Origin of the sequence: Cryobacterium roopkundense (assembly GCF_014200405.1) — a bacterium.
GTDB classification, from domain to species: domain Bacteria; phylum Actinomycetota; class Actinomycetes; order Actinomycetales; family Microbacteriaceae; genus Cryobacterium; species Cryobacterium roopkundense.
On the sequence record NZ_JACHBQ010000001.1, the window covers coordinates 3815828 to 3842299 of the forward strand.

16 protein-coding genes and 4 rRNA genes are annotated in these 26472 nt (G+C 63.1%); 12 read left to right on the top strand and 8 right to left on the bottom strand.

Annotation, left to right across the window (positions count from 1 at the left end):
- Window positions 1-2: 2 nt before the first annotated feature.
- The 7 genes from BJ997_RS17720 to BJ997_RS17750 all read left to right on the top strand — a co-directional run bounded on the left by BJ997_RS17720 (window position 3) and on the right by BJ997_RS17750 (window position 6963).
- Window positions 3-653, top strand: a complete 651-nt coding sequence (locus BJ997_RS17720; protein ID WP_035837305.1) for an SDR family oxidoreductase — start codon at window positions 3-5, stop codon at window positions 651-653.
- 74 nt (window positions 654-727) lie between these two features.
- Window positions 728-2098: a sensor histidine kinase gene (locus BJ997_RS17725; protein ID WP_035837311.1), complete on the top strand. Its 1371-nt coding sequence runs from the start codon at window positions 728-730 to the stop codon at window positions 2096-2098.
- Window positions 2095-2802, top strand: coding sequence for a response regulator (locus BJ997_RS17730; RefSeq protein ID WP_035837312.1), 708 nt, complete (start codon window positions 2095-2097; stop codon window positions 2800-2802). The genes BJ997_RS17725 and BJ997_RS17730 overlap by 4 nt, the downstream gene beginning before the upstream one ends.
- A 101-nt stretch (window positions 2803-2903) precedes the next feature.
- Window positions 2904-3788 (top strand): ABC transporter ATP-binding protein, encoded by an 885-nt coding sequence (locus tag BJ997_RS17735; protein ID WP_035837313.1) that lies wholly within the window; start codon window positions 2904-2906, stop codon window positions 3786-3788.
- Complete coding sequence (locus tag BJ997_RS17740) at window positions 3785-4897, top strand: ABC transporter permease (protein WP_035837314.1); 1113 nt, start codon at window positions 3785-3787, stop codon at window positions 4895-4897. The genes BJ997_RS17735 and BJ997_RS17740 overlap by 4 nt, the downstream gene beginning before the upstream one ends.
- A gap of 75 nt (window positions 4898-4972) precedes the next feature.
- Window positions 4973-5857, top strand: coding sequence for an ABC transporter ATP-binding protein (locus BJ997_RS17745; protein ID WP_035837315.1), 885 nt, complete (start codon window positions 4973-4975; stop codon window positions 5855-5857).
- A complete protein-coding gene (locus tag BJ997_RS17750; RefSeq protein ID WP_236629034.1) occupies window positions 5854-6963 on the top strand; it encodes an ABC transporter permease in 1110 nt (369 codons plus the stop codon). The genes BJ997_RS17745 and BJ997_RS17750 overlap by 4 nt, the downstream gene beginning before the upstream one ends.
- A gap of 62 nt (window positions 6964-7025) precedes the next feature.
- Here BJ997_RS17750 and rrf (BJ997_RS17755) read toward each other — a convergent pair.
- The 4 genes from rrf (BJ997_RS17755) to BJ997_RS17770 all read right to left on the bottom strand — a co-directional run bounded on the left by rrf (BJ997_RS17755) (window position 7026) and on the right by BJ997_RS17770 (window position 12638).
- Window positions 7026-7142 (bottom strand): 5S ribosomal RNA (gene rrf, locus BJ997_RS17755).
- Between the two features lie 154 nt (window positions 7143-7296).
- Window positions 7297-7413: ribosomal RNA gene (gene rrf, locus BJ997_RS17760) — 5S ribosomal RNA — on the bottom strand.
- Between the two features lie 125 nt (window positions 7414-7538).
- Window positions 7539-10666 (bottom strand): 23S ribosomal RNA (locus tag BJ997_RS17765).
- A 438-nt stretch (window positions 10667-11104) separates the two neighbouring features.
- Window positions 11105-12638, bottom strand: a 16S ribosomal RNA gene (locus BJ997_RS17770).
- Together the 16S, 23S and 5S rRNA genes form the textbook arrangement of a ribosomal RNA operon.
- Before the next feature lie 948 nt (window positions 12639-13586).
- Between BJ997_RS17770 and BJ997_RS17775 the strand changes: the two genes are divergently transcribed.
- From BJ997_RS17775 to BJ997_RS17785, 3 genes are all read left to right on the top strand, one after another.
- Window positions 13587-14657 (top strand): threonine aldolase family protein, encoded by a 1071-nt coding sequence (locus BJ997_RS17775; protein ID WP_035839782.1) that lies wholly within the window; start codon window positions 13587-13589, stop codon window positions 14655-14657.
- A complete protein-coding gene (locus BJ997_RS17780) occupies window positions 14654-16342 on the top strand; it encodes a long-chain-fatty-acid--CoA ligase (protein ID WP_035839780.1) in 1689 nt (562 codons plus the stop codon). Before BJ997_RS17775 ends, BJ997_RS17780 begins: the two co-directional genes overlap by 4 nt.
- 104 nt (window positions 16343-16446) lie before the next feature.
- Window positions 16447-17052 carry a nitroreductase family protein gene (locus BJ997_RS17785; protein ID WP_035839778.1) on the top strand — a complete coding sequence of 202 codons (606 nt, stop codon included), beginning with the start codon at window positions 16447-16449 and terminating at the stop codon, window positions 17050-17052.
- A 6-nt stretch (window positions 17053-17058) separates the two neighbouring features.
- On the opposite strand, the gene BJ997_RS17790 is transcribed toward BJ997_RS17785, so the two are convergent.
- The 3 genes from BJ997_RS17790 to BJ997_RS17800 are packed head-to-tail and all read right to left on the bottom strand — an operon-like array spanning window position 17059 to window position 20867.
- Window positions 17059-17529 carry a hypothetical protein gene (locus BJ997_RS17790; RefSeq protein WP_035839776.1) on the bottom strand — a complete coding sequence of 157 codons (471 nt, stop codon included), beginning with the start codon at window positions 17527-17529 and terminating at the stop codon, window positions 17059-17061.
- A gap of 49 nt (window positions 17530-17578) precedes the next feature.
- A complete protein-coding gene (locus tag BJ997_RS17795) occupies window positions 17579-18628 on the bottom strand; it encodes a zinc-dependent alcohol dehydrogenase family protein (protein ID WP_035839773.1) in 1050 nt (349 codons plus the stop codon).
- 52 nt (window positions 18629-18680) lie between these two features.
- Window positions 18681-20867, bottom strand: a complete 2187-nt coding sequence (locus tag BJ997_RS17800) for an ATP-dependent Clp protease ATP-binding subunit (protein WP_084141727.1) — start codon at window positions 20865-20867, stop codon at window positions 18681-18683.
- Window positions 20868-21015: 148 nt separating this feature from the next.
- Between BJ997_RS17800 and BJ997_RS17805 the strand changes: the two genes are divergently transcribed.
- Window positions 21016-24372 carry a DEAD/DEAH box helicase gene (locus BJ997_RS17805; protein ID WP_035839771.1) on the top strand — a complete coding sequence of 1119 codons (3357 nt, stop codon included), beginning with the start codon at window positions 21016-21018 and terminating at the stop codon, window positions 24370-24372.
- Window positions 24373-24424: 52 nt separating this feature from the next.
- On the opposite strand, the gene BJ997_RS17810 is transcribed toward BJ997_RS17805, so the two are convergent.
- Window positions 24425-24841 (bottom strand): hypothetical protein, encoded by a 417-nt coding sequence (locus tag BJ997_RS17810; RefSeq protein WP_035839770.1) that lies wholly within the window; start codon window positions 24839-24841, stop codon window positions 24425-24427.
- A gap of 175 nt (window positions 24842-25016) precedes the next feature.
- Here BJ997_RS17810 and BJ997_RS17815 point away from each other — a divergent pair, with 175 nt between their 5' ends.
- Window positions 25017-26411 (top strand): IS1380 family transposase, encoded by a 1395-nt coding sequence (locus tag BJ997_RS17815; RefSeq protein WP_035841044.1) that lies wholly within the window; start codon window positions 25017-25019, stop codon window positions 26409-26411.
- Window positions 26412-26472 lie beyond the last annotated feature (61 nt).

Genomic DNA, 26472 nt, shown 5'->3' on the forward strand with positions numbered 1-26472 from the left:
CGATGATTGAGGCTGTCGCTGGACGCACCGTGCTGATCGCCGGTGCGTCCAGCGCGGCCGGTCGGGCAACGGCCACCGCGCTCACGGAAGCCGGCGCGCGCGTCATCGCTGTGGGTTCCAACGCCGACAGACTGCAGTCCGTCTCGGCCGAGGCTCACTACGTGTGCAACCTCGCCGACTTCGCCGCCGTGCAGCACCTCGCTGAGACGGTTCACTCCGATCTCGGCGCGATCGATGGTCTCGTGCACCTGGTGGGCGGATGGCGCGGTGGCGGCGGACTCGCCGGCCAGACCGACGAAGACTACGCGTTCCTTCACGAACACGTGGTCACGACGCTGCGCAACACCACGCGGGCATTCAACGCCGACCTGCTGGCCTCCCCGGTCGGCCGCCTGGCGATCGTGTCGTCGGTCTCCGTGGACCGGCCAACGCCCGGCGGCGCGAACTACGCCGCGGTGAAGGCGTCCGCCGAAACATGGACGCGCGCCGTCGCCTACGGTTTCGCGAAGGCCGGGTCCGAAGCCGCAGCGGTCATCTTCGTGGTGAAAGCCCTCGAGGGCCTCGAAGCCGAGCTGGGTGCTCGCGTGATCGGCCTGTGGGACAGTGCTGCGGCGGACGTCAACAACACTCGCATCCCGCTCAGCACCGACTGACGTAGGGTGCCGTCCGGGCACGCGGCCAGACGGCCCGCCCCCGGGCGGTGCTCTGCGGAGACTAGCGTGTAGCCATGAGCACCTCCGATTCCGCTGCCCTTGACGTGTGGCGGCGACCCCGTCCGAGCAGACCGGAGTTCCGAACAGATCTGTGGGTCGCGCTCGTGCTCACCGGCGCCACCGCGTTGAGCGTGTCGCTGACGCGCAGCGCCGGGGTGTACGCGGATTCGCACGTGTTGCAGGTATCGCTTTGGGTCGCCCTGATCGCTCTTCCCCTGGCGCTGCGACGTCGCTGGCCGGAGATCGTAGCCATCACGGCATCCCTGGTGTTCGCCGGCGGCGTGATGCTCGAAACGGGGGACGCCCTGTTCTCCAATATCTGCCTCTATGTGGCCATCTACTCGGTCGGCGCGTGGAGCCGCCACAGAACCGGGGCACTCTGGGTGCGTGTCGGAATTGTGGCGGGAATGTTCGTGTGGCTCATTTCCCAACTCTTCGTCCAAGCCAACCAGATGACCATGATGCCGGACCTCTCGCGCGAGGGATTCTTCTCGCCCTACGCCGCATTTGGGGTGCTTCAGGTCTTCATCAACATGATCTACTTCGGTGCCGCCTGGTATTTCGGTGATTCAGCGTGGCACTCCGCGCGCACCGGCGCTGAGCTGGCCGGGGCCAACGCGGAGCTGGTCGCCGAACGCGAGCGATCTTCCGGACAGGCCCTCATCCTGGAACGCGTGCGCATTGCCCGCGAACTACATGACGTCGTCGCCCACCACGTGTCGGTGATGGGCGTCCAGGCCGGCGCTGCCCGCCGCATCCTGACCCTCGATCCGACTCAGGCGGCCGAGGCGCTGGCGAGTATTGAGCAGAGCGCGCGCAGCGCGGTGGATGAATTGCACACCATGCTCAGAACCCTGCGCACAAACGACCCGTCCATCACTGAAATCACCAGCCGGTCGGGAAGCACGCGCGGCCTCGACCAGCTCGGCGAACTCGCTGAACAGAGTCGAACCGTCGGCGTTCCGGTGCGGCTGTCCATCGTGGGTGAAGCGCGGGCCGTCCCTGCCACGATTGGCCTGAGTATTTATCGGATCGCTCAGGAAGCCCTGACCAACACCCGCAAACATGCCGGTCCCGGCGCCAGCAGCGAGGTTCGGCTCCGCTACGAAGCGGATGCCGTAGAGCTCGAGATCACCGATGACGGTATCGGCCCCCGACGGCAGTTCGCTGCCGTCGCACCGGGCGGATCCGGCGCCAACGGCACAGGCCCGGTGGGAGGGGCGGGGGCAGGGTCTGGGGCAGGCGCGAGCGCGATTGGTCTCGGTCAGCGCGGCATGCTCGAACGAGTCGCGGCGGTTGGCGGAGTGCTGCATCTGGGCGCGAGGCCCCGTGGCGGCTACCTCGTGCGTGCCCGTTTTCCGCTCGTTCGGGTGGAAAACGTATGAGCGACCAGACGAGATCATCGAACATCCGCGTGCTCCTTGTCGACGATCAGGCGCTGGTTCGAGCCGGCTTTCGAATCATTCTGCAGTCGGAGCCGGGGATCGTCGTGGTGGGCGAGGCTGCCGATGGCGCCGGGGCCCTCGATCTGGCCCGCTCGCTGCACCCCGACGTCATCTGCATGGACGTACAGATGCCCGGTGTCGACGGGCTCGCTGCCACCAGGTCGATCGTCGAGGATCCCTCCGTGCATTCGGCGGTACTGATCCTCACGACCTTCGACCGTGAGGACTACCTTTTTGCCGCGCTGCAGAACGGTGCGAGTGGTTTTCTGCTCAAGAATTCGACCCCCGAGGCCCTGATCCGGGCGGTGCAGGTACTCGCTCGCGGCGATGCCCTGCTTGCACCGGACGTGACACGGCGCGTCATCGAGCGGTGTGTGAGTCCCAGGGACGCACCCACCGTCACGAGGACGTCCGAAGTGAGTGGGCTTCCTGACCTGACCGAACGCGAGTCCGAGGTGTTCGCCCTCCTCGCTCAGGGACTTGCAAATTCTGAAATTGCCGGGCAGCTCTTTCTCGGCGAGGCGACGGTGAAATCCCACGTGTCGAAAGTGCTCATGAAGCTCCAGCTTCGCGACCGAGTGCAGGCCGTTGTTTTCGCCTACGAGCACGGCATCATCGTTCCCGGCGTGACACTCAACGATTGATTGCGCTCCCCCTCTCGGCGGAGGGTGGCCTCACCCGAGCGATGGATGTGCCGGTAACAGCTGCCCGTTAGCGTGAAGATACGCACGACGAAGGGGCACACATGCTTGATATCAGAGGCGTCACAAAAAGCTACGGCACCAGGCAGGTGCTCACCGACGTGAGCTTCGTTGTCGGAGACGGACGCATGATCGGTTTCGTCGGCGCAAACGGAGCGGGAAAGACCACTACGATGCGCATCATCCTGGGCGTGTTGAGCCCGGACTCCGGCACGGTGTTGATCGACGGGGCCCCGGTCACCGCGAGCGATCGCCGCCGGTTCGGCTACATGCCCGAAGAACGCGGTCTGTACCCGAAGATGAAGGTCGCCGAGCAGCTCGTCTACCTCGCCCGATTGCACGGCCTGTCGCCTGCCTGTGCTCGTCACAACACGGCCGCGTTGTTGGAGCAACTCGGCCTGGAAGCCCGGGCGACCGACACCGTGGAATCGCTCTCGCTGGGCAACCAACAGCGGGCCCAGATCGCTGCCGCGCTGGTGCACGATCCCGAATTCCTCGTGCTCGACGAGCCGTTCTCCGGGCTGGACCCGCTGGCCGTGGAAGTCGTGATGAGCGTTCTCGCCGGGTACGCTGCCCAGGGCGCGCCCGTGCTTTTCTCGTCCCACCAGCTGGACATCGTCGAACGTCTCTGTGACGACCTCGTGATCATCGCCGACGGCGAGGTTCGCGCCGCCGGCTCCCGGGATAGCCTGCGGGAGCAGCACAGCAGTGCCCGATTTGAGATCCGGACGGCGGGCGACACGGGCTGGATCCGGGACGTTCCCGGCATCACCGTGCTCGACTTCGATGGCGACTACGCGCTGTTCGAATCAGACGCGGATGCCGCCAGCCAGGACGTGCTGCACCGTGCGGTCAGGCTCGGAACGGTGCACACCTTCAGCCAGCAACGCCCCACCCTTGCCACGATCTTCAAGGAGGTCATCTCGTGAGCAGCATCACCCGCCCGGTGCACACCGCGCCCACCTTCGCCCAGAGCGTCTGGCTGGTTTCGAATCGTGAAATCACCGCCCGACTGCGCACCAAGTCCTTCCTGATCTCTACGGGAATCCTCCTGCTCATCTCCCTCGCGTCGGTCGTCGTCGGCAGCATCGTCAGCCAAAACGAGAACCTGACCACGGTCGCCGTCGTCGGGAGCGCCATGAGCGTCGTCGATGAAACGGCCGCCTTCGACATTATCGAGGCCGACACCACGGCCGAGGCCAAGGCTCTCCTGCGCGACGGGACCGTAGAGGCGGCCGTCGTGCCGTCCACGACCGCGGATTCCCTCCTCGACATCTCGGTCATCGCCTTGGAATCTGCGCCCAGCGATGTCGTGGGCTCTCTCAGTGTGACCCCGGACGTGGATATCCTGGAACCCGCTTCTCAGGACGGCTTCCTGGCCTATCTTGTCGCCATCGCCTTCGGCGTGATCTTTCTCATGTCCGCCACGACCTTCGGCGCCACTATCGCGCAGAGCGTCGTCGAGGAGAAGCAGACGCGCATCGTCGAGATTCTCATGTCCACGATCTCGGTGCGGGCGCTCCTCGCCGGCAAGGTGCTCGGGAACAGCCTCATGGTCTTCGGCCAGATCGTGTCGATCGGACTGCTGGTGTCCATCGGGCTGGCCGTGACCGGCCAACGCGTGCTGTTGGCCGATGTCGGCCCAGCCATCGGCTGGTTCGCCGTGTTCTTCGCCTTCGGCTTCGTGCTGCTGGCCGCACTCTATGCCGCCACCGCATCGCTGGTATCCCGGCAGGAAGACGTGGCGTCGGCAACCTCGCCGGTGCTGTTCCTGGTGATGATTCCGTATTTCCTGGTCGTGTTCTTCAATGACAACCCACTCGTGCTGGCCATCATGTCCTACGTACCCTTCTCCGCCCCGGTCGGCATGCCGGTGCGCATCTTCCTGGGGGACGCCCAATGGTGGGAGCCGGTGCTCTCCCTCATTGTGCTCATCCTCTCCACGTTCGTCGTGATCCTCCTCGGCTCCCGCATCTACTCGAATGCGCTGCTCCGCATGGGTGTTCGTGTGCCGCTCCGTGAGGCGCTCCACAAGTAGGGACACGGGCGTCGGGGCACCCCCAACGGTCGCCCGGTGACTACCCTGTAGAACACGGTCAACGAAAAGGTGGGCATGCTCGACATCAGGGGCGTCAACAAACGCTACGGCAGCAAGCCCGTGCTCACCGACGTGAGCTTCACGGTGGCAGCCGGACGCATGACCGGCTTCGTGGGCGCGAACGGCGCGGGCAAGACCACGACCATGCGCATCATCCTCGGTGTGCTCACTCCGGATTCCGGCACGGTACTCATCGACGGCACGCCGGTCGCCCCGAGCGACCGGCGCCGCTTCGGCTATATGCCTGAGGAACGCGGCCTGTACCCGAAGATGAAAATCGGCGAGCAGCTCGTGTACCTGGCGCGCCTGCACGGGCTCGATCGGACATCCGCTCGCCGCAACACCGACGATCTGCTCGAACGCCTCGGCCTCTCCGAACGGGCCGGCGACCTCGTGGAAGCGCTTTCTCTCGGCAATCAGCAACGCGCGCAGATCGCGGCTGCGCTCGTGCACGACCCCGAATTTCTGGTGCTCGACGAGCCATTCTCAGGCCTCGACCCGATCGCGGTCGAGACCGTGATGGGCGTGCTCACCGACTACGCCGCCGGAGGCGCTCCCGTGCTCTTCTCCTCGCACCAGCTCGACATCGTCGAGCGGCTCTGTGACGACCTCGTGATCATCGCGGAGGGCCAGATTCGAGCCAGCGGGCCGCGGGAACAGCTACGTGAGCAGTACAGCAGCCCCCGCTTCGAGATCCTCGCGCCAGGAGACATCGGGTGGATCCGAACCCTGCCCGGCATCACCCTCATCGACACGGCATCGGGCCGCGCTGTCTTCGAGGCCGAAACGGATGCCGCCAGCCAGTCGGTTCTCCGCCACGCCCTCGACCGTGGCGCGGTCAGTTCGTTCAGCCAGCAGCGACCCGGCCTCGCCACGATCTTCAAGGAGGTCGTGCAGTGAGCACGAATCGTCCCCTGCATACAGCCCCAACTTTCGGTCAGAGCGTGCGACTTGTCTCCAACCGGGAGATTGTGGCGCGGCTCCGCAGCAAGTCCTTCCTCATCTCCACCGCCATCCTGCTGCTGATCTCGGTGGCCTCAGTTGTCGTTGGCGGAATCGCCGCCCAGAACACGAGCGTGCCGCGCGTCGCCGTCGTGGGCTACGTAGGGCAAAACGTTGAGCAGATCAAGGCGTTTGACCTCGTGCAGGCCGACAACATGACGGACGCGGAGGGACTCGTGCGCGACGGCACTGTCGTGGCCGCGGTCGTACCCGCACCCGCGGACGCCTCGCCCCTCGGCGTGGCCGTGATCGCTCTCAGTGAGCCGCCCGCCGCGGTGATGAATGCGCTAAGCGTGAGCCCTGAGCTCCGCCTGCTCGAACCGCCCACCCGCGACAACAGCCTCGCGTATCTCGTGGCCCTCGGCTTCGGGCTCGTGTTTCTGATGTCCTCCATCACCTTCGGCTCCACAATCGCCCAGAGCGTCGTGGAAGAGAAGCAGACCCGGATCGTCGAGATCCTCATGTCCACCATCTCCGTGCGCGCCCTCCTGGCCGGCAAGGTGCTCGGCAACAGCATCATGGCCTTCGCGCAGATCATTGCCATCGGCCTCTTGGTGTCCGTGGGCATGGCTGTCACGGGGCAGACCAGCCTCCTCGCGGGCGTCGGGCCGGCCATCGTCTGGTTCGCGGTCTTCTTCGCGTTCGGGTTCGTGCTGCTGGCCGCACTCTACGCGGCCACCGCGTCCCTAGTGTCGCGGCAGGAAGACGTGGGCTCGGCCACCTCCCCGGTGATGATCCTCATCATGATCCCGTACTTCCTGGTGATCTTCTTCAACGACAACCCCACGGTGCTCGCCGTCATGTCGTATATCCCGTTCTCCGCACCGGTGGGCATGCCGATGCGCATCTTCCTCGGGTCCGCCGCCTGGTGGGAGCCGCTGCTGTCCCTAATGGTCCTGCTGGCCACCACGGCTGCGGTCATAGCGCTGGGCTCGCGTATCTACGCGAACGCGCTCCTGCGCATGGGGGCGCGCGTGCCGCTCCGCGAGGCACTCCGCAAGTAGCTCCGCTCCTTAACGAGGTAAGGCCACCCCGTGGGGTGGCCTTACCTGTCTTGCTAAGCGAAGTCCGGCGGTGTCTTACTCTCCCACAGGGTCCCCCCTGCAGTACCATCAGCGCAAAGAGTCTTAGCTTCCGGGTTCGGAATGTGACCGGGCGTTTCCCTCTTGCTATAGCCGCCGAAACACCTGTGCGACGCCGGTGCGTCAAGTCTTCCGAACAGTCCATGCTTCGTGTTTCTAGGATACAACACCGCAGCGCTCCAGGAGACCAGCGGTAGGGGGGTTAACGCAGGAAAGCCACCCCGTGGGGTGGCTTTCTGCTTGTTTCTAAGTTAAGTCCGGCGGTGTCCTACTCTCCCACAGGGTCCCCCCTGCAGTACCATCGGCGCAAAGAGTCTTAGCTTCCGGGTTCGGAATGTGACCGGGCGTTTCCCTCTTGCTATAGCCGCCGAAACATCTTTCGATGGTTCGAACAAACTTATACAAATGTATATTCAGTTCATATGAACTGTGTTGTTGTTCTCGACCGTACATCGAGAACCACATAGTGGACGCATAGCAGCTTCTTCAAACTGAGTGTTATCAAATTATCGGCTTATTAGTACCGGTCAGCTTCATGGGTCTTTAGTCCCCACTTCCACATCCGGCCTATCAACGCAGTAGTCTAGCTGCGAGCCTCTCCCCCTAAGGGATGGAAATCTCATCTCGAAGCCGGCTTCCCGCTTAGATGCTTTCAGCGGTTATCCGTTCCGAACGTAGCTAATCAGCGGTGCTCCTGGCGGAACAACTGACACACCAGAGGTTCGTCCATCCCGGTCCTCTCGTACTAGGGATAGATCTTCTCAAATTTCCTGCGCGCGCAGCGGATAGGGACCGAACTGTCTCACGACGTTCTAAACCCAGCTCGCGTACCGCTTTAATGGGCGAACAGCCCAACCCTTGGGACCTACTCCAGCCCCAGGATGCGACGAGCCGACATCGAGGTGCCAAACCATGCCGTCGATATGGACTCTTGGGCAAGATCAGCCTGTTATCCCCGAGGTACCTTTTATCCGTTGAGCGACAGCGCTTCCACAAGCCACTGCCGGATCACTAGTCCCGACTTTCGTCCCTGCTCGACTTGTCAGTCTCACAGTCAAGCTCCCTTGTGCACTTACACTCGACACCTGATTACCAACCAGGTTGAGGGAACCTTTGGGCGCCTCCGTTACTTTTTAGGAGGCAACCGCCCCAGTTAAACTACCCACCAGGCACTGTCCCTGAACCGGATCACGGTTCGAAGTTAGGTATCCAATATGACCAGAGTGGTATTTCAACGATGACTCCACCTGAACTAGCGTCCAAGCTTCACAGTCTCCCACCTATCCTACACAAGCCACACCGAACACCAATACCAAGCTGTAGTAAAGGTCACGGGGTCTTTCCGTCCTGCTGCGCGTAACGAGCATCTTTACTCGTAATGCAATTTCGCCGAGTTCGCGGTTGAGACAGCTGGGAAGTCGTTACGCCATTCGTGCAGGTCGGAACTTACCCGACAAGGAATTTCGCTACCTTAGGATGGTTATAGTTACCACCGCCGTTTACTGGGGCTTAAATTCTCAGCTTCGCCTTGCGGCTAACCGTTCCTCTTAACCTTCCAGCACCGGGCAGGCGTCAGTCCGTATACATCGTCTTGCGACTTAGCACGGACCTGTGTTTTTAGTAAACAGTCGCTTCCCACTGGTCTCTGCGGCCTTCGAACGCTCCCGGAGCTAGTCCGTTCACGCCTCAGGCCCCCCTTCTCCCGAAGTTACGGGGGCATTTTGCCGAGTTCCTTAACCACGATTCTCTCGATCTCCTTAGTATTCTCTACCTGATCACCTGAGTCGGTTTGGGGTACGGGTGACTAAAACCTCGCGTCGATGCTTTTCTTGGCAGCATAGGATCACTGATTTCACCCTTACGGGCTACCCATCGGGTCTCAGGCATCATGAACGACGGATTTGCCTATCGTTCGCCCTACATCCTTAGACCGGGTCAACCATCGCCCGGCTCAGCTACCTTCCTGCGTCACACCTGTTAATACGCTAACCGCACCAGCATAGGGTCGCACGCTAGGCCCCACGCTTCACCCCGAAGGGATCCATCTAGGGGATTCAGATGCTTAGCATTACTGGATTAGCTTGGGCGGTTTTTCGTCAGTACGGGAATATCAACCCGTTGTCCATCGACTACGCCTGTCGGCCTCGCCTTAGGTCCCGACTTACCCAGGGCGGATTAGCCTGGCCCTGGAACCCTTGATCTTTCGGAGGACGGGTTTCTCACCCGTCTTTCGCTACTCATGCCTGCATTCTCACTCGTGTAGCCTCCACGGCTGGTTTACACCGCCGCTTCGCTGGCCACACGACGCTCTCCTACCCATCAACACGGCTGAACCAACCACACAAGGTGGCGGCTTACCAAAAATATCAATGCCACAACTTCGGTGGCGTGCTTGAGCCCCGTTACATTGTCGGCGCGGAATCACTTGACCAGTGAGCTATTACGCACTCTTTCAAGGGTGGCTGCTTCTAAGCCAACCTCCTGGTTGTCTGTGCAACTCCACATCCTTTCCCACTTAGCACGCGCTTTGGGACCTTAGTTGGTGGTCTGGGTTGTTTCCCTCTCGACGATGAAGCTTATCCCCCACCGTCTCACTGCTGCGCTCTCACTTACCGGCATTCGGAGTTTGGCTGACGTCAGTAAGCTTTTGGGCCCCATCGGCCATCCAGTAGCTCTACCTCCGGCAAGAAACACGCAACGCTGCACCTAAATGCATTTCGGAGAGAACCAGCTATCACGAAGTTTGATTGGCCTTTCACCCCTATCCACAGCTCATCCCCTCCATTTTCAACTGAAGTGGGTTCGGTCCTCCACGACGTCTTACCGTCGCTTCAACCTGGCCATGGATAGATCACTTCGCTTCGGGTCTAGGACATGCGACTGAATCGCCCTATTCAGACTCGCTTTCGCTACGCATTCCCCTCTCGGGTTAAGCTCGCCACATATCACTAACTCGCAGGCTCATTCTTCAAAAGGCACGCTGTCACAGCAACAAGGCTGCTCCAACGGTTTGTAAGCAAACGGTTTCAGGTACTATTTCACTCCCCTCCCGGGGTACTTTTCACCTTTCCCTCACGGTACTTGTTCACTATCGGTCATGTAGGAGTATTTAGGCTTATCAGGTGGTCCTGACAGATTCACACGGGATTTCTCGGGCCCCGTGCTACTTGGGATACTTCTCGAGTGATTGCTGCATTTCGACTACGGGGTTCGCACCCTCTATGACCAGGCTTTCAATCCTGTTCGTCTATACAACGTTCTAACCCTCACCGCCTCGGTAGAGACAGCAGAAAAGTCCCGCAACCCCGACCATGCAACGCCTACCGGCTATCACACATGATCGGTTTAGCCTCATCCGGGTTCGCTCGCCACTACTAACGGAATCACTATTGTTTTCTCTTCCTGTGGGTACTGAGATGTTTCACTTCCCCACGTTCCCTCTACCCGCCCTATATATTCAGGCGGGAGTCACCAGGTCACCTCACGGGCCTGGCGGGGTTTCCCCATTCGGACATCCTCGGATCACAGTTCGTTTATCAACTCCCCGAGGCTTATCGCAGATTACTACGTCCTTCTTCGGCTCTACATGCCAAGGCATTCACCGTTTGCTCTTAAAAATTTGAAATCACATGAGTTTGAATCGATTAAGTACCCTGAATAAATTCAGAGTCGAAATTGACCAATGATCTAATTGCTTAGATCTTTGTAATTTGTCGTATAAATACGATCAAATTTAAGATGCTCGCGTCCACTGTGTAGTTCTCAAAGTACGGGCGGTACCCCTCCACGCCGGCAAGTGATGCCAACGAAAAAAGGTCCAGAGGAAAAGTCCAACACACACCAAAGTGCGTGATGTTCCGGTCCCTCAGGACCCAACAGCGTGCATATGCGATTCTCCCTGACCCCCACTTTTCCAACCCCCGAAGGAGCGTACCGAGTGAAGACCAGTCGTCTTCGCATCAATGTCAATGTTCCACCCATGAGCGCCATCCAAACCGTTCGGCCTGGTATGACTGGCAATCGTATTCCGCTGTATACAGACGGGACTGCACGTGCTCCTTAGAAAGGAGGTGATCCAGCCGCACCTTCCGGTACGGCTACCTTGTTACGACTTAGTCCTAATCACCGATCCCACCTTCGACAGCTCCTTCCCCAAGGGGTTAGGCCACCGGCTTCGGGTGTTACCGACTTTCATGACTTGACGGGCGGTGTGTACAAGGCCCGGGAACGTATTCACCGCAGCGTTGCTGATCTGCGATTACTAGCGACTCCGACTTCATGAGGTCGAGTTGCAGACCTCAATCCGAACTGAGACCGGCTTTTTGGGATTCGCTCCACCTTGCGGTATCGCAGCCCTTTGTACCGGCCATTGTAGCATGCGTGAAGCCCAAGACATAAGGGGCATGATGATTTGACGTCATCCCCACCTTCCTCCGAGTTGACCCCGGCAGTATCCCATGAGTTCCCACCATTACGTGCTGGCAACATAGGACGAGGGTTGCGCTCGTTGCGGGACTTAACCCAACATCTCACGACACGAGCTGACGACAACCATGCACCACCTGTATACCGACCTTGCGGGGCGACTGTTTCCAGCCGTTTCCGGTATATGTCAAGCCTTGGTAAGGTTCTTCGCGTTGCATCGAATTAATCCGCATGCTCCGCCGCTTGTGCGGGCCCCCGTCAATTCCTTTGAGTTTTAGCCTTGCGGCCGTACTCCCCAGGCGGGGAACTTAATGCGTTAGCTGCGACACGGAGACCGTGGAATGGTCCCCACATCTAGTTCCCAACGTTTACGGCATGGACTACCAGGGTATCTAATCCTGTTCGCTCCCCATGCTTTCGCTCCTCAGCGTCAGTTACGGCCCAGAGATCTGCCTTCGCCATTGGTGTTCCTCCTGATATCTGCGCATTCCACCGCTACACCAGGAATTCCAATCTCCCCTACCGCACTCTAGTCTGCCCGTACCCACTGCAGGCCCGAGGTTGAGCCTCGGGTTTTCACAGCAGACGCGACAAACCGCCTACGAGCTCTTTACGCCCAATAATTCCGGACAACGCTTGCACCCTACGTATTACCGCGGCTGCTGGCACGTAGTTAGCCGGTGCTTTTTCTGCAGGTACCGTCACTCCCAGGAAAACCCAGTCGCTTCTTCCCTACTAAAAGAGGTTTACAACCCGAAGGCCTTCGTCCCTCACGCGGCGTTGCTGCATCAGGCTTGCGCCCATTGTGCAATATTCCCCACTGCTGCCTCCCGTAGGAGTCTGGGCCGTGTCTCAGTCCCAGTGTGGCCGGTCACCCTCTCAGGCCGGCTACCCGTCGTCGCCTTGGTGAGCCATTACCTCACCAACTAGCTGATAGGCCGCGAGCTCATCCTTGACCAAAATTCTTTCCACCCCCAGAGATGCCTCCAAAGGTCGTATCCGGTATTAGCTACAGTTTCCCGCAGTTATCCCAGAGTCAAGGGCAGATTGCTCACGTGTTACTCACCCGTTCGCCACTGATCAAAGAAGCAAGCTCCTCATCACCGTTCGACTTGCATGTGTTAAGCACGCCGCCAGCGTTCGTCCTGAGCCAGGATCAAACTCTCCGTAAATGTTTGAATAGCTCCCGAATCCATATAAATACAAACACGGTGCCCATCTAGTGCAATAACCAGCCGGAATAGGCCAAGAAACTGCAAGTTTGAAACTGACAGAACAAATCATTACTGACTTGCTTTGTTTGTTTGCGTGATCGAAACCACGACTTTCAATTGTTATTCCAAAGGAATCTCATTGGCTGCTACCCGCTAGAAACGGGACCACAACCACGAGGTTTTTTGGCATTTGACATTGTGCACGCTGTTGAGTTCTCAAGGATCGGACGCACCCAGCCGCCGGCCACACAGACCATTGCACTGAAGCACTTCACTTGTTTCGTGTAGCCCCACCCACACCCAAAGGCCTGGAATGAAACTTCATCAAGCCAAACACACCTGCAAAGCAGAAGATTTAGACTTGGGATTGGTCCCGCATGAGGCCGAAAAGCTAAGCAGCTTTCCGCACCTGTGGGGTGACTTAGATGACATTACGGCCAATCCCCCCACCACGCAAATCAGCCCCCCTTTTCCCCACATCCCGGGCGCGTCGCCCCGCCCCACGGCAGCAACCAACGGCCGCGGGCGTGGCGAGACCGGGTCACGAGGTCTCGACCGGTGCTTCGTCGAGAGATTGGCTCGCGGGGTCTCGACGGGCGCGGGCCAAAAGCGGGCCCGCTGCGCGACCAACGGGAAGGGGTGCGAGCGGGCGTGCCGAGATCGGGTCACGCTGGCGGGTCGAAACCAGCGCGGGGGCGGGGTGTTCGCGGGGTGTCGAGTTATGAGCTTTCTCAGGCAGGGGCCGAGCGCCCCATCCGGCCCCTGCCTGAGAAACCTTATTGTTTGAGCTGAGGAGCGGACACCCCGCCCCCACGCGACCCACAAGAGAAGTGTCCGCTGGAAGCGGAGGGTCTCGACCTGCTCGACCTGCTCGACCTGCAAGTGAGGGTGCGGGACAATAGGGGGGTGACCCAACTCCATGATTTGAACCTGCGCGGTTTCGCCTCTGACAACTACTCCGGCATTCACCCCGAGATACTCGAGGCGATCACGAATGCCAACGGGGCGCATCAGGTGGCCTACGGCGAAGACGTTTATACGGCTCGCCTGCAAGAGGTGTTCGTCGAACAGTTCGGCGAGGGCGTCGAGGCATTCCCGGTGTTCAACGGAACCGGCGCCAACGTGATCGGCCTCCAGTCGATGCTTCCGCGCTGGGGCGCGGTCATCTGCACGGCCAACGCGCACATCCACATCGACGAGGGCGGCGCCCCGGAATACGTCGGCGGCTTCAAGCTGCTGCCTGTCGCCACACTCGACGGCAAGCTCACCCCCGACCTCATCGATCAGGAGGCGTGGGGCTGGGGCGACGAGCACCGCGCGCAGCCGCTCGTCGTGTCGATCACTCAGAGCACCGAACTCGGTACCGCCTATACGGTGGACGAGGTTCGCGCCATTGCCGACCATGCCCACAAGAACGGCATGACGCTGCACATGGACGGCGCTCGCATCTCCAACGCCGCCGCTACCCTCGGCGTTCCGTTGCGCGCGTTCACCCGCGACGCCGGCGTCGACGTGCTCAGCTTCGGCGGCACCAAGAACGGCATGATGCTCGGCGAGTGCATCGTGGTGCTCAACCCCGCGGCATCCACCGGCTTGAAATACCTGCGCAAGACCAACATGCAGCTGTCCTCCAAGATGCGCTTCATCTCGGCGCAGTTCATTGCACTGCTGAGCGACGACCTGTGGTTGCGCAACGCGAGCCACGCCAACGCCATGGCGCACCGGCTGCGCGACGCCCTCGAGCAGGGGGTAGCGGATGGCTCGGTGCCGAATATCGCGTTCACCCAGGCCACGCAGGCCAACGCGATCTTCGCCCGACTGCCGCTCGGGGTGGCCGACCGACTGCGCGAGAGCTTCCGTTTCTACGACTGGGACGCCCACACTGGCGAGGTGCGCTGGATGTGCGGTTTCGATACGACCGAAGCGGATGTCGACGCGTTCGTCGCCGCTCTCAAGCGTGAGCTCGTGGCCTCGTGAGCGTCTTCGCCGACCGTCCCTGGCTCGCCGCGTACGCGCCCGGTGTTCCGGGCACGATTGAAGAGCCCACCGAGACTCTGATCGACATGATGGAGGCGTCGACGAAGCGTTTCGGCCGAAACATTGCCCTGGACTTCTTCGGCTCCACGACCACCTACGAGGAACTCGGCGAAGACATCAGCCGTGCGGCGAACGGGCTGCGCAAGCTCGGCGTCACGCCCGGCGACCGGGTGGCTCTCGTTCTGCCCAACTGCCCGCAACACGTCGTGGCCTTCTACGCCGTGCTGCGCCTCGGTGCCATCGTGGTGGAGCACAACCCGCTCTACACCGACCGGGAGCTACGCCACCAGTTCGAAGACCACGGAGCCCGCGTGGCAATAGTCTGGGACAAGGTGTACTCCACGGTGCGGGCGTTCCCGAAAGACATGGGCGTCACCGAGATCGTCACGGTCGACCTCATCCAGGCCATGCCGCTTGGCAAGCGCCTCGCGCTCAAGCTGCCGATAGCGAAGGCGCGCACGGCCCGGGCAGCCCTCACATCCGGCCCCGGAAAAGGCGCCACCACTTGGGACACGCTCGTGGACTCCCGCCGACTGCACAAGTCGCATCCCCGCCCACAGCTCGAGGACACAGCCGTGCTCCAGTACACGAGCGGTACCACCGGAACGCCCAAGGGCGTAATCCTGAGCCATTACAACCTGCGTGCGAACGCTGCCCAGGGTTCGTCGTGGGTTCGTGGCATGCGGCCGGGCAACGAGACCGTCTACGCCGTACTGCCTATGTTCCACGCGTACGGCCTCACGCTCTGCCTCACCTTCGCGATGAGCATCGGGGCCAGGCTCGTGCTGTTCCCCAAGTTTGACGAGAAGCTTGTGCTCGATGCCGCACGGCACGCACCACCCACGTTCCTGCCGGCCGTTCCTCCCATCTACGATCGCCTCGTCACGGCCGCTGCCGCGCGCAAGGTGAGCCTCGCGGGCATCCGCTTCGCCATCTCAGGTGCGATGAACCTGCCGGTGTCGATCGTGGAGCGTTGGGAAGAGGCCACCGGCGGCCTGCTCGTGGAGGGCTACGGCATGACCGAAGCCTCGCCGATCATCGCCGGCAACCCGATCGGCCTCACCCGCCGGCCCGGCACCGTGGGCGTGCCGTTCCCGAGCACGGAGATTCGTGTCGTCGCCCCCGCCGATCCCCTGATCGACCTCGAGTTCGATGAGGAAGGCGAGCTTCTCGTACGCGGGCCGCAGGTGTTCTCCGGCTACTGGGATCGTCCGAGCGAGTCCGCTCAGGTTCTATTACCCGACGGCTGGTTGCGCACGGGCGACATCGTTCGCGTCTCCGCCGACGGCTTCATCACCGTCGTCGACCGCATGAAAGAGCTCATCATCACGGGCGGATTCAATGTGGCCCCGTCCGAGGTGGAGGAAGCCCTCCTGTCTCACCCCGACATCGTGGATGCGGCGGCCGTCGGGCTTCCGAGCGAAAGCGGCGGCGAAGACATCGTGGCGGCGGTCGTGCTCATCGGCGGCGCGCACCTCGACGTCGACGCCGTGCGCGAATATTGCCGCACCCGGCTGTCCGCCTACAAGGTTCCGAAGCGCATTGTGCAGGTCGATGACATGCCGCGCTCTCTGCTCGGGAAGATCCTGCGCCGCGAGGTGCGCACCCGGCTGCTCACCGAGTAGCATGACGGATGCCGTGGGCCGGGAATGGTCGTGCGGCATCCGCTGTTGAAAGAGGTGGGTCAGAGTTGCCCCGGCCAATTCGTCTCTTTCGAAGGATCTGACCCATGAGCCTCATCACCGATACGCACAGCCGCCGCGCCGACACCGACGCGCCGCTCATCCCCATCCTGATTGAGCGTTGGAGCCCCCGCGGCTACGACGCCGCCGCCGTCATCGACGAGGCCACACTCATGACCGTGCTCGAGGCCGCGCGTTGGGCTCCGTCTGCCAGCAACATGCAGCCCGCGCGCTTCATCGTGGCCCGCCGCGGTTCCGAAGCCTTCAACACGATCCACGCGAACCTGATGGGCTTCAACCAGACCTGGGCCGACTCGGCATCCGTTCTCATCGCCAACGTGGCCGAGCTCGCCATCGACAAGACCGCCGACGAGCTCAAGGAAAACCCGTGGGCTCGCTATGACCTCGGCCAGGCAGTGGCTCACCTCACCATCCAGGCCCAGCACGAGGGCCTGCACACCCACCAGCTCGGCGGGTTCGACGCGGCCGCCCTCGCGACGGCGTTCGGCCTCACCGACAACCAGGTGATCGTCACGATCACGGCTCTCGGCGTTCTGGGCGACGCGTCGGCCCTCTCCCCGGCCCTGCTCGAGCGCGAAGTTGCGCCGCGCACCCGCAAACCCCTCTCGGAGCTGCTGCTCGTCAACGACTAGGAGTGCCTAGCGCACGGCGCGTGGCCCACGCAGCAGCAGAAGTGGTATCAACGATCCCACGATGATCACGGCCGTGAGCCATGCGAGGTGCACCACGAGTGGGTAGGGCCAGTACATGGTCACGCCGACCCCGGCCAAGGTGACCGCAAGCGCCACCAACGCGGGCCACCACACGCGCCACCAGGCCAGCAGTAGGGCAGCGGCGGGCACCCAGTAGGCAATTTCGCTGGCCACACCCATCGCCCGAACCATGTCTGCGGGCGCCCGCAGAAACGCCACCGCGTCGATCCACGGGCCGAAAAACATCGCCGCGCAGTGGAAGACGAGCGCAAGCCCGCTCGCGAACGCGACGGCAGCCGACACTGAGCCCACGCGCAGCGAACGCCCCCTCAACAGCGGGCGCCCCACCACGAGACGAACGACGCCGGCGACCACGGCGAAAGCCAGCAGGCCACCCCAGAGCAGCGGTTGATTCACGACGTTCCTTTCAGGTCGGCCGGCCGGCCACGCACGATCTTGCCCAGCGCTACGGGCGCAGCAGCACCTTAATGGCGCGGCGTTCGTCCATGGCGGCGTACGCCTCGGCGACCTCCGCGAGCGGAAGCTGCAGGTCGAAGACGCGACCGGGGTTGATCGCTCCGGAGAGTACCTCTGGCAGCAGCTCGTCGACATAGCCGCGAACGGATGCGACGCCGCCGTTGACGCCGACGTTAGTTCCGAAAAGTGTGCGGATCGGCAACTCGGCGCCGCCGTTCGGCACGCCGACGTAGCCGACCATGCCACCCGGACGAGCCGACCGGATGGCCTGGTCCATGGATTCCGCGGTGCCGACGCACTCGAGAACGCAGTCGGCGCCGATGCCGTCGAGCAGCTCCTGCACGCGGGCGACGCCCTCGTCGCCGCGCAGCTCCACGATGTCGGTCGCACCGAATTCCCGGGCCACGGCCTGACGATCAGCATGGCGCGACATGGCGATGATGCGGGTCGCACCGAGACGCTTGCTCGCGAGAACGGCGCACAGCCCCACGGCTCCGTCACCCACCACGACGACAGTGCTGCCCGCCGTGACACCGGCGGAGATCGCGGCGTGGTGACCGGTTCCCATCACGTCGGCGAGGGTGAGCAGGCTCGGCACAAGCGAATCGTCGGGCTGCTCCGGAGTGGCCACGAGGGATCCGTCGGCGTGGGGAACGCGTACGCGCTCGCCCTGGGCGCCGTCGGCGAAGCCGCCCATCTTGTCGTCGGCTCCCCACCAGCCACCGTTGAGGCAGGAGGTGCTCACGCCGTTGCGGCAATTCACACAAGTGTTGTCACAGTCGTAGAACGGCGCAATGACGAAGTCACCCACCTTGATGGTGGAGACATCCGCTCCGATTTCTTCGACGACGCCCACGAATTCGTGACCGATGCGCTTCGGTTCTGCAGTGGGCGCGATCCCCCGGTACGGCCATAAGTCGGAACCGCAGACGCACGCGGCAACGACGCGCACGATGGCGTCGCCTCCGGTGGACAGCACGGGGTTGGGGACTTCTTCGAGGCGGATATCGCGTTCGCCATGGATCACAGTTGCAAGCATGGTTAAAGCCTAGGTGGCGTTCCTGAGTGGTTTCCTGTGCGCCAGCCGCCGGTCAGAGCAGGTCGTCGTCGAGGTCGTCGGGCAGGAGCTCCACGATGGGAGCGGATGCCACGGTGAGCTCCCCACCGTCGGCCGCGAGTTCGACGAGCACGGTTTCCCCGTCGCGGATGTCCCCCGCGAGCAGCGCCCGGGCCAGCCGGTCGTCGATCTCGCGCTGCATCAGACGGCGGAGGGGACGCGCCCCGTAAATCGGGTCGTAGCCTTCGTCGGCGAGCCAGCGGCGGGCATCCGGGGTCACCGCGAGTTCCAGCCGTCGCTCGGAGAGACGTCGTTGCAGGCGCTCGACGTAGAGTTCGACGATCTCGCCGAGCTCGTCGGTCGTGAGGGTGGAGAAGATCACGATGTCGTCGAGACGGTTGACGAATTCTGGCTTGAACGCCTGCCGCACCATCAGCTGCACGGCCTCTTCTTTCTGTTCGGTGGATAGCGTGGGATCCACGAGCACCTGCGAGCCGAGGTTGGAGGTGAGCACGAGAATCGTGTTACGAAAGTCCACGGTGCGACCCTGTCCGTCGGTGAGCCGACCGTCGTCGAGCACCTGCAGCAGCACGTCGAAGACCTCGGGGTGCGCCTTCTCCACCTCGTCGAACAGGATCACCGAGTACGGTCGCCTCCGCACGGCCTCTGTGAGCTGGCCGCCCTGCTCGTAGCCGACGTAGCCGGGAGGGGCTCCCACGAGGCGCGACACCGAGAATTTCTCGCCGTACTCGCTCATGTCGATGCGCACCATGGCCTTTTCGTCGTCGAAGAGAAACTCGGCGAGCGCCTTGGCGAGTTCGGTCTTGCCCACTCCGGTCGGCCCGAGGAAGAGGAAGGAGCCAGTGGGCCGGTCGGGGTCTGAGATACCGGCGCGCGAGCGGCGCACGGCATCCGCGACGGCGCGCACAGCGGGCTTCTGGCCGATCAGCCGGTGGGCGAGCTCGCTCTCGAGGCTGAGCAGCTTCTCGGTCTCGCCCTGCAGCAGGCGCCCCACTGGAATGCCGGTCCAGGCGGCGACGACGGCGGCGATGTCTTCGGCGGCGACCTGATCGTTGACCATGCGCGGGCCGTCAGATTCGGCCTGTTCGGCGTCGCGCAGCTCGCGCTCCATCACGGGAATATCGCCGTAGAGCAGGCGCGAGGCCTTCTCGAGGTTGCCCTCGCGCTGGGCGCGGTCGGCGTCGATTCGGGCCCCGTCGAGGCGCTCGCGCAGTTCGCCGACGCGGTTGAGCGTGGCGCGCTCCTTGTCCCAGCGTGCCTGCAGGTCTTTCAACCTGGCCTCACGCTCCACGAGGTCGGAGCGCAGCTTCGCCAGCCGCGCCTTCGAGGCGTCGTCCTTCTCCTTTTTGAGCGCGAGTTCCTCAAGCTTGAGCCTGTCGACGCCGCGGCGCAGCTCGTCGATCTCCACCGGGGACGAGTCGATCTCCATGCGCAGCCGGCTCGCGGCCTCGTCGATGAGGTCGATCGCCTTGTCGGGCAGTTGCCTGGCCGTGATGTAGCGGTTCGAGAGGGATGCCGCGGCCACCAACGCCGCGTCGGCGATCGTCACCTTGTGGTGGGCTTCGTACCGTTCCTTGAGGCCGCGGAGAATCGCGATAGTGTCTTCGACCGACGGTTCGTCCACAAGCACGGGCTGGAAGCGGCGCTCCAGCGCGGCATCCTTCTCGATGAACTCTCGGTATTCGTTGAGGGTCGTCGCGCCGATGAGGCGCAGCTCGCCGCGGGCGAGCATGGGCTTGAGCATGTTGGAGGCCGCGACAGACCCCTCGCCGCCGCCCGCGCCCATGAGCGTGTGCAACTCGTCGACGAAAGTGATGATCTCGCCGTCGGCGTCGTTGATCTCCTTGAGCACGGCCTTGAGGCGCTCCTCAAACTCGCCGCGGTACTTGGCTCCGGCCACGAGGGCCGCGAGGTCGAGGGCCACGAGCGTCTTGTTCTTGAGGGAATCGGCCACGTCGCCGGCCACGATGCGCTGGGCGAGCCCCTCCACGACGGCGGTCTTGCCCACGCCCGGCTCCCCGATCAGAACCGGATTGTTCTTGGTGCGACGAGTGAGCACCTGGCTGATGCGGCGGATCTCGGCGTCACGACCGATCACGGGGTCGAGCTTGCCGCTCTTGGCTATCTCGGTGAGGTTCACGCCGTAGAGCTCGAGCGCGGTCTTTGCCTTTTCCTGTGACGGCTGCTGTCCGGCTTGCATCGCGTTCCTCCCGAGGTGAGTCAAATTCGCTCAACTTTATCCCTCCCCTGGTGCCCGGCGCCACCAGGGGCGCGGGCATCTCCGAGCTGTCGCGCGGGCAACAGGTGCGACAATAGAGGTTGGCTAAAGACTGGAGCCCTTCTTACCCATGGCGCATACCCTCAGCACACACGAGATCGCACGACTCGTCGGCAGCCAGGCGTTCTCACGCGGCGAGCGCTACGCCCGCAACGGCCACGTCACCTCGCGATCCTGGTTCGGCTCGGGTACCCAACTCTTCGGCAACGTGCAAGGCACGAATGCCCAGCCCTACGCGGTGACTGTGTCATTTACCCTGAGCTCCACGGGCGCTGTGCTGCGGGCATCCGGTGTCTGCACCTGCCCCATGAAGAGCAATTGCAAGCACGTCGCCGCCCTGCTGATCGCCAGCGCGAGCGCCCCGGAGGCGAGCCAGCCGCGCTCCACGGGGTCGGCGCGCTCCCTGGGCGACCGGCGGCTGCCCAGGTTCGAGGCCACGCCGCAGCCACCGGCGGCCCCCGCCTGGCAGACCGCCCTCGGCTCCATCACCCGACAGGGTACGGAGGACTCCACCGGCACAGCTCTCGCCCTGCAATTCGATCTGCTCGAGGCCGCCTACGCCGGCCGTGCCGCCGCCGCCAGGGGCCCGCAACCCCAGCGCCTCGGCGCCCGCCCCATGCAGATGGGCAAGAAGGGCAAGTGGATTCGCGGCAACGTGACCTGGGACAACATCTCCTACCTCCCTGGCTCCTTCCTGCCTGCACACCGCAAGATCCTCAGCGCCATCTACGCGCTGTACGCGGCCGGATCACGGTATTACACGTACACCGATCAGTGGATTCACCTCGACGGCTTCGCCAACAAGGCGCTCTGGGAGCTGCTCGGCGAGGCCGAAGCCAGCGGCCTGCCGCTCGTGTCGACGAACGCCACGCAGTCCCCCATCGTGCTGAGTAAAACTGACGCCGCGCTCGAGATCGACATCAGCCGCACGAATGACGCCCTCATTCTCACCCCCCTCGTGGCTCTGGACTCCGCGCACCTCGAGCATCGCCAGTTCGGCTTCATCGGTGAGCCCGCGCACGGCATCTTCACGTGGTCGAACGCGGAAGACCTCGACGACGACAACCTCACGAGCCTCACCCTCGCCCCGCTCGGGCACCGGGTAAGCCCGGAGATGCGCGCCCTCGCCACGGCCGCGGACCCTCTGCACATTCCCCTCGCCGACGAACCCGCGTTCCTCGCCGACTACTACCCGTTCCTGCGCCGGCAGGTCGCTCTCACCAGCCTGGACGCTTCGTTCACCCTGCCGGAGACCCCGCGGCCGACGCTCGCCCTCGACGTGACCCATCAGGTGGGCCACACCGTCGAGCTGCTCTGGCAGTGGCGCTACGTCGACGGCGATGAGCCCGTCGAGCGTTACCGCATCGGCCTCTGGCCCGCTGCGCACGACACCAACTTTCGCGACGAGGGTGCTGAGACAGAAATTCTGCGCGGGCTCGAGACCGCGCTCGTGCCGTTCCCGTCGATCGCCCCCGAGTACCGCGGGCGCCCCCGGCTTAACACCCGGTCGAGCCTCGAAGGCTCCGCCATGATCGAGTTCCTCGACACCCTCGTGCCACGGCTCGAAGCCCGGCCGAACGTGGTCGTCACGATCGCCGAGGGCGCCCCGAGCTACCGCCCGGCCGATGAGGCCCCGGTGATCAGCCTCACCACGAGCGAGCGCGAGGGCAGCCGGGACTGGTTCAACCTCGATGTCACGGTGAGTATCGACGGCGAGGAGATCGCCTTCGACGAACTCTTCCGCGCCCTCGCCTCAGAGCAGGAACTCATGATCCTGCCCACGGGCACCTACTTCAGTCTCGACAGGCCGGAGCTGCACCAGCTGCGCACCCTGATCGAGGAGGCCCGCGGCCTGCAGGACGCCTCCTCCGACTCGCTCGGGCTGAGCCGTTTTCAGGCCGACCTCTGGGAAGAGCTGCAGCAACTCGGCGTGGTGGCGCAGCAGGCCGCCACCTGGCGTTCGGCGATCGCCGGGCTGACGGATGCCACCCAGATCGACGAGCGCCCGCTCTCCCCTCTCGTGCACGCCACGTTGCGCGGCTACCAGCAGGCCGGTTTCGACTGGCTCAGCTTTCTCTACGACCACCGACTCGGCGGCATCCTCGCCGACGACATGGGCCTCGGAAAGACCCTCCAGGCGATTGCGCTGATCGCCCACGCCCGGGATAACCAGCCCGCCGACGAGGCTTCGAAGCCCTTCCTCGTGGTGGCGCCCACAAGCGTGGTCTCCAACTGGGCCACCGAGTGCGCTCGCTTCGCCCCGGGGCTGAACGTGGCCACGGTCACGCAGACGGCCGGCAAGCGGGGCGACGGTCTCGCATCCGTGAGCAAGTCAGCGGATGTCGTGATCACGAGCTACACCCTGTTTCGACTCGACTTCGACGAGTACAACGGCATTGACTGGGCCGGCCTGCTGCTCGACGAGGCGCAGTTCGTGAAGAACCACCAGGCCAAGGCGCACCAGTGCGCGCGCCGACTCAACACCCCGTTCAAGCTCGCCATCACGGGCACGCCGATGGAGAACAACCTGATGGAGCTGTGGTCGCTCCTGTCGATCACGGCTCCCGGCCTGTTCCCAAGCCCCACCCGGTTCACCGACTACTACCGCAAACCGATCGAGTCCGACGGCGACAGCGAGCGGCTCGGGCAACTGCGCCGCCGCATCCGCCCATTCATGCTGCGCCGCACCAAAGATCAGGTGGCGGGAGACCTGCCCGAGAAGCAGGAGCAGGTGCTCGAACTCGACCTGCACCCCAAGCACCGCAAGGTCTACGACATGCACCTCGCCCGCGAGCGCCAGAAGGTGCTCGGCCTGATCGACAACATGAACGCGAACCGGTTCGAGATCTTCCGCTCGCTCACCATGCTGCGCCAGCTCAGCCTCGACGCGAGCCTCTACGATAAGAAGTACGACAACGTGCCGTCGACCAAGCTCGACGCCCTACTCGAGCTGCTCGAAGACACGGTGGCCGAGGGACACCGCACGCTCATCTTCAGCCAGTTCACGCAATACCTGGGCAAGGCGCGCGACAGGCTCGACGCCGCCGGCATCAGCTATTCGTACCTCGACGGCAAGACGCGCAACCGGGCGAAGGCGATCAGCGATTTCAAAGACGGCGACACGTCGGTCTTTTTGATCAGCCTTAAGGCCGGCGGGTTCGGCCTCAACCTCACCGAGGCCGACTACGTGATTCTGCTCGACCCGTGGTGGAACCCGGCGACCGAGGCTCAGGCCGTCGACCGCGTGCACCGCATCGGCCAGACCAAGAACGTGATGGTCTACCGCCTGGTATCGAAGGACACCATCGAAGAGAAGGTGATGGCGCTCAAAGCCACCAAGGCGCGTCTGTTCGAGAGCGTGATGACGGATGGGGCCGCTCGCGCGACAGCCCTGACGGCGTCGGACATTCGGGAACTTCTCGCCTGACGCCGTGATCTTCACGGACGGCGAATGGCCCAGCCAGGACTGAGCGGGCGGGCTACTTCGACACCCAAAGGTGCTCGGCGACTTTTTCCCAGTCGGGCGACGAACTGGGCAGTTCGTCGGCAAGCATCACTTCACGCGCGCCGGGTCCCGAACTGATCATGAGCGGCAGCGCCGTCGAGCAGGCGTTCGAGCTTGTTCCCGGGTCGCCATCGAGAACTATCATGCACGGGTCACCGTCGAGCGACAGAGCCGCGAAGTACCTCACGTCGCCGTCGGCCCACAAGAATCGGGTGGTGTCAGCGTCTGCGGTATTGGGCAGACCCTCGCTCACCGAAACGATATCTTCCGCCGATTGCTCCTCGGAGAAGATCCCCAGCTGGCCGTCGGTCGCGCACCCCGTCAACCCCACGGCCGCCACTACCCCGACGCCGATTGCTGCACCAACCCGAAACTTCCCCGATAGCTTCATGCCCCGAGCCTAGCGTGCTGGTTCATCGGGCTGAGGGGCGGCTCCCGTACCTAAGCCTGAATCCACCGGTCGACCTCAGATTCTGACGGCGCGTTAAACCGAGAATACCCCTCTGATCAGCTAAAATAGTTGTTACTTAGACAAACTATTCAACGATCAAGGAGGCATCTCGTAGATGCAACTTTCTCACACTCACCGGTCCTTTTCTGCATCCTTCGACGACCCCAATCTCGTGTCGTCGGCCGGACTGGTGCCCACGATGGCTCTGGCCGAGAAAACAGGCCTCGGCGCGCTGGTCGATGAGTGGGTGAAACTGCCCGGTTACTTCGGCGCGAATGCCGGCCTGAAAGCGCTGGCACTGGTCGCAGGAATGCTCACCGGCGCCGACTCCATCGACGATATGGCCGTGCTCCGGCACGGCGCTCTCCGGAAATTGTTCACCGGAACCTATGCGCCCTCGACCCTGGGATCGTTCCTGCGCGCGTTCGCTTTTGGCCATGTCCGCCAGCTCGACGCCGCCGCGTCCCGGTGGCTGCAGAACCTCGGCGCCGTCACGCCGATCGTGACCGGTATCGACGACCTCGCCCTGGTCGATATTGACGACACCATCAGGGAAGTGCACGGATATAAGAAGCAAGGCGCCGGGTTTGGCTACTCCGGTGTTCGCGGCCTCAACGCCCTGCTCGCCATCGTCAGCACCGGATCGGCCGCTCCGATCATCGTCAGCTCCCGGCTACGCAAAGGCCCCACCAACTCCGCCCGCGGCGCAAAGAAATTCGTCTCCGACACCCTCGCGACCGTGAAACGACTGCGCAGCCCAACCGCAAAAGGAATGCTTCTCCTCCGAGCCGACAGCGCCTACTACGTCAGCGCCGTCATCCAAGCTGCCCTCCGTGCCGGGGCGATGGTTTCGATCACGGCACGCCTGAATTCATTGGTGAAAGCGGGTATCAGCACCATCCCCGATACCGCGTGGACCCCGATCAAATACACCAATGCGATCTTCGACGACGCCACCGGGCGGTGGATCTCCGACGCGGAAGTCGCCGAAATCCCCTTCACCGCGTTCGGCTCCAAGAAGAAGAGCGAACAAATCCCTGGACGCCTCGTCGTGCGCCGCATCCCGGAACTGAACAAGACCGTCGCCGCCGGGCAAGGCACCCTTTTCGACCTGTTCCGCTTTCACGCGTTCTTCACCACCAGCACCCTGAACACCGTTGACGCCGACAAAACCCACCGCCACCATGCGATCATCGAAAATTTGAACGCCGACATGAAAGCGTCGGCGATGGCGCACTTCCCGTCCGGCGTATTCACGGCCAACGCCGCCTGGCTGGTGCTGGCCTGCATCACGTTCAATCTCACCCGCGCCGCCGGCACCCTCGCCAATCCCGCCCTCGGAAAAGCCGTCACCGCGACCGTTCGCCGCAAACTCATCAACGTCGCCGCCAGAGTATCCACGTCGGCACGACGCGTCACATTGCACCTGCCCGAAAGCTGGCCCTGGGAAGAAGGCTGGTCGGCGCTGTTCACCAGCGTTTGCAACCCGCCCGGCCGCGCCGCCACCTAACCATCGAGCCCGACCGGGCGCAACCAGGAACCCCAGTGGAACACCCAGGCATCAAGGCCCA

Excerpts from the sequence above, each read along its gene's own strand:
- BJ997_RS17720 (WP_035837305.1), top strand. The coding sequence starts at position 3 with ATGATTGAGGCTGTCGCTGGACGCACCGTGCTGATCGCCGGTGCGTCC.
- BJ997_RS17725 (WP_035837311.1), top strand. The coding sequence starts at position 728 with ATGAGCACCTCCGATTCCGCTGCCCTTGACGTGTGGCGGCGACCCCGT.
- BJ997_RS17730 (WP_035837312.1), top strand. The coding sequence starts at position 2,095 with ATGAGCGACCAGACGAGATCATCGAACATCCGCGTGCTCCTTGTCGAC.
- BJ997_RS17735 (WP_035837313.1), top strand. The coding sequence starts at position 2,904 with ATGCTTGATATCAGAGGCGTCACAAAAAGCTACGGCACCAGGCAGGTG.
- BJ997_RS17745 (WP_035837315.1), top strand. The coding sequence starts at position 4,973 with ATGCTCGACATCAGGGGCGTCAACAAACGCTACGGCAGCAAGCCCGTG.
- BJ997_RS17785 (WP_035839778.1), top strand. The coding sequence starts at position 16,447 with ATGAGCCTCATCACCGATACGCACAGCCGCCGCGCCGACACCGACGCG.
- BJ997_RS17795 (WP_035839773.1), bottom strand. The coding sequence starts at position 18,628 with ATGCTTGCAACTGTGATCCATGGCGAACGCGATATCCGCCTCGAAGAA.
- BJ997_RS17800 (WP_084141727.1), bottom strand. The coding sequence starts at position 20,867 with ATGCAAGCCGGACAGCAGCCGTCACAGGAAAAGGCAAAGACCGCGCTC.
- BJ997_RS17805 (WP_035839771.1), top strand. The coding sequence starts at position 21,016 with ATGGCGCATACCCTCAGCACACACGAGATCGCACGACTCGTCGGCAGC.
- BJ997_RS17810 (WP_035839770.1), bottom strand. The coding sequence starts at position 24,841 with ATGAAGCTATCGGGGAAGTTTCGGGTTGGTGCAGCAATCGGCGTCGGG.
- BJ997_RS17815 (WP_035841044.1), top strand. The coding sequence starts at position 25,017 with ATGCAACTTTCTCACACTCACCGGTCCTTTTCTGCATCCTTCGACGAC.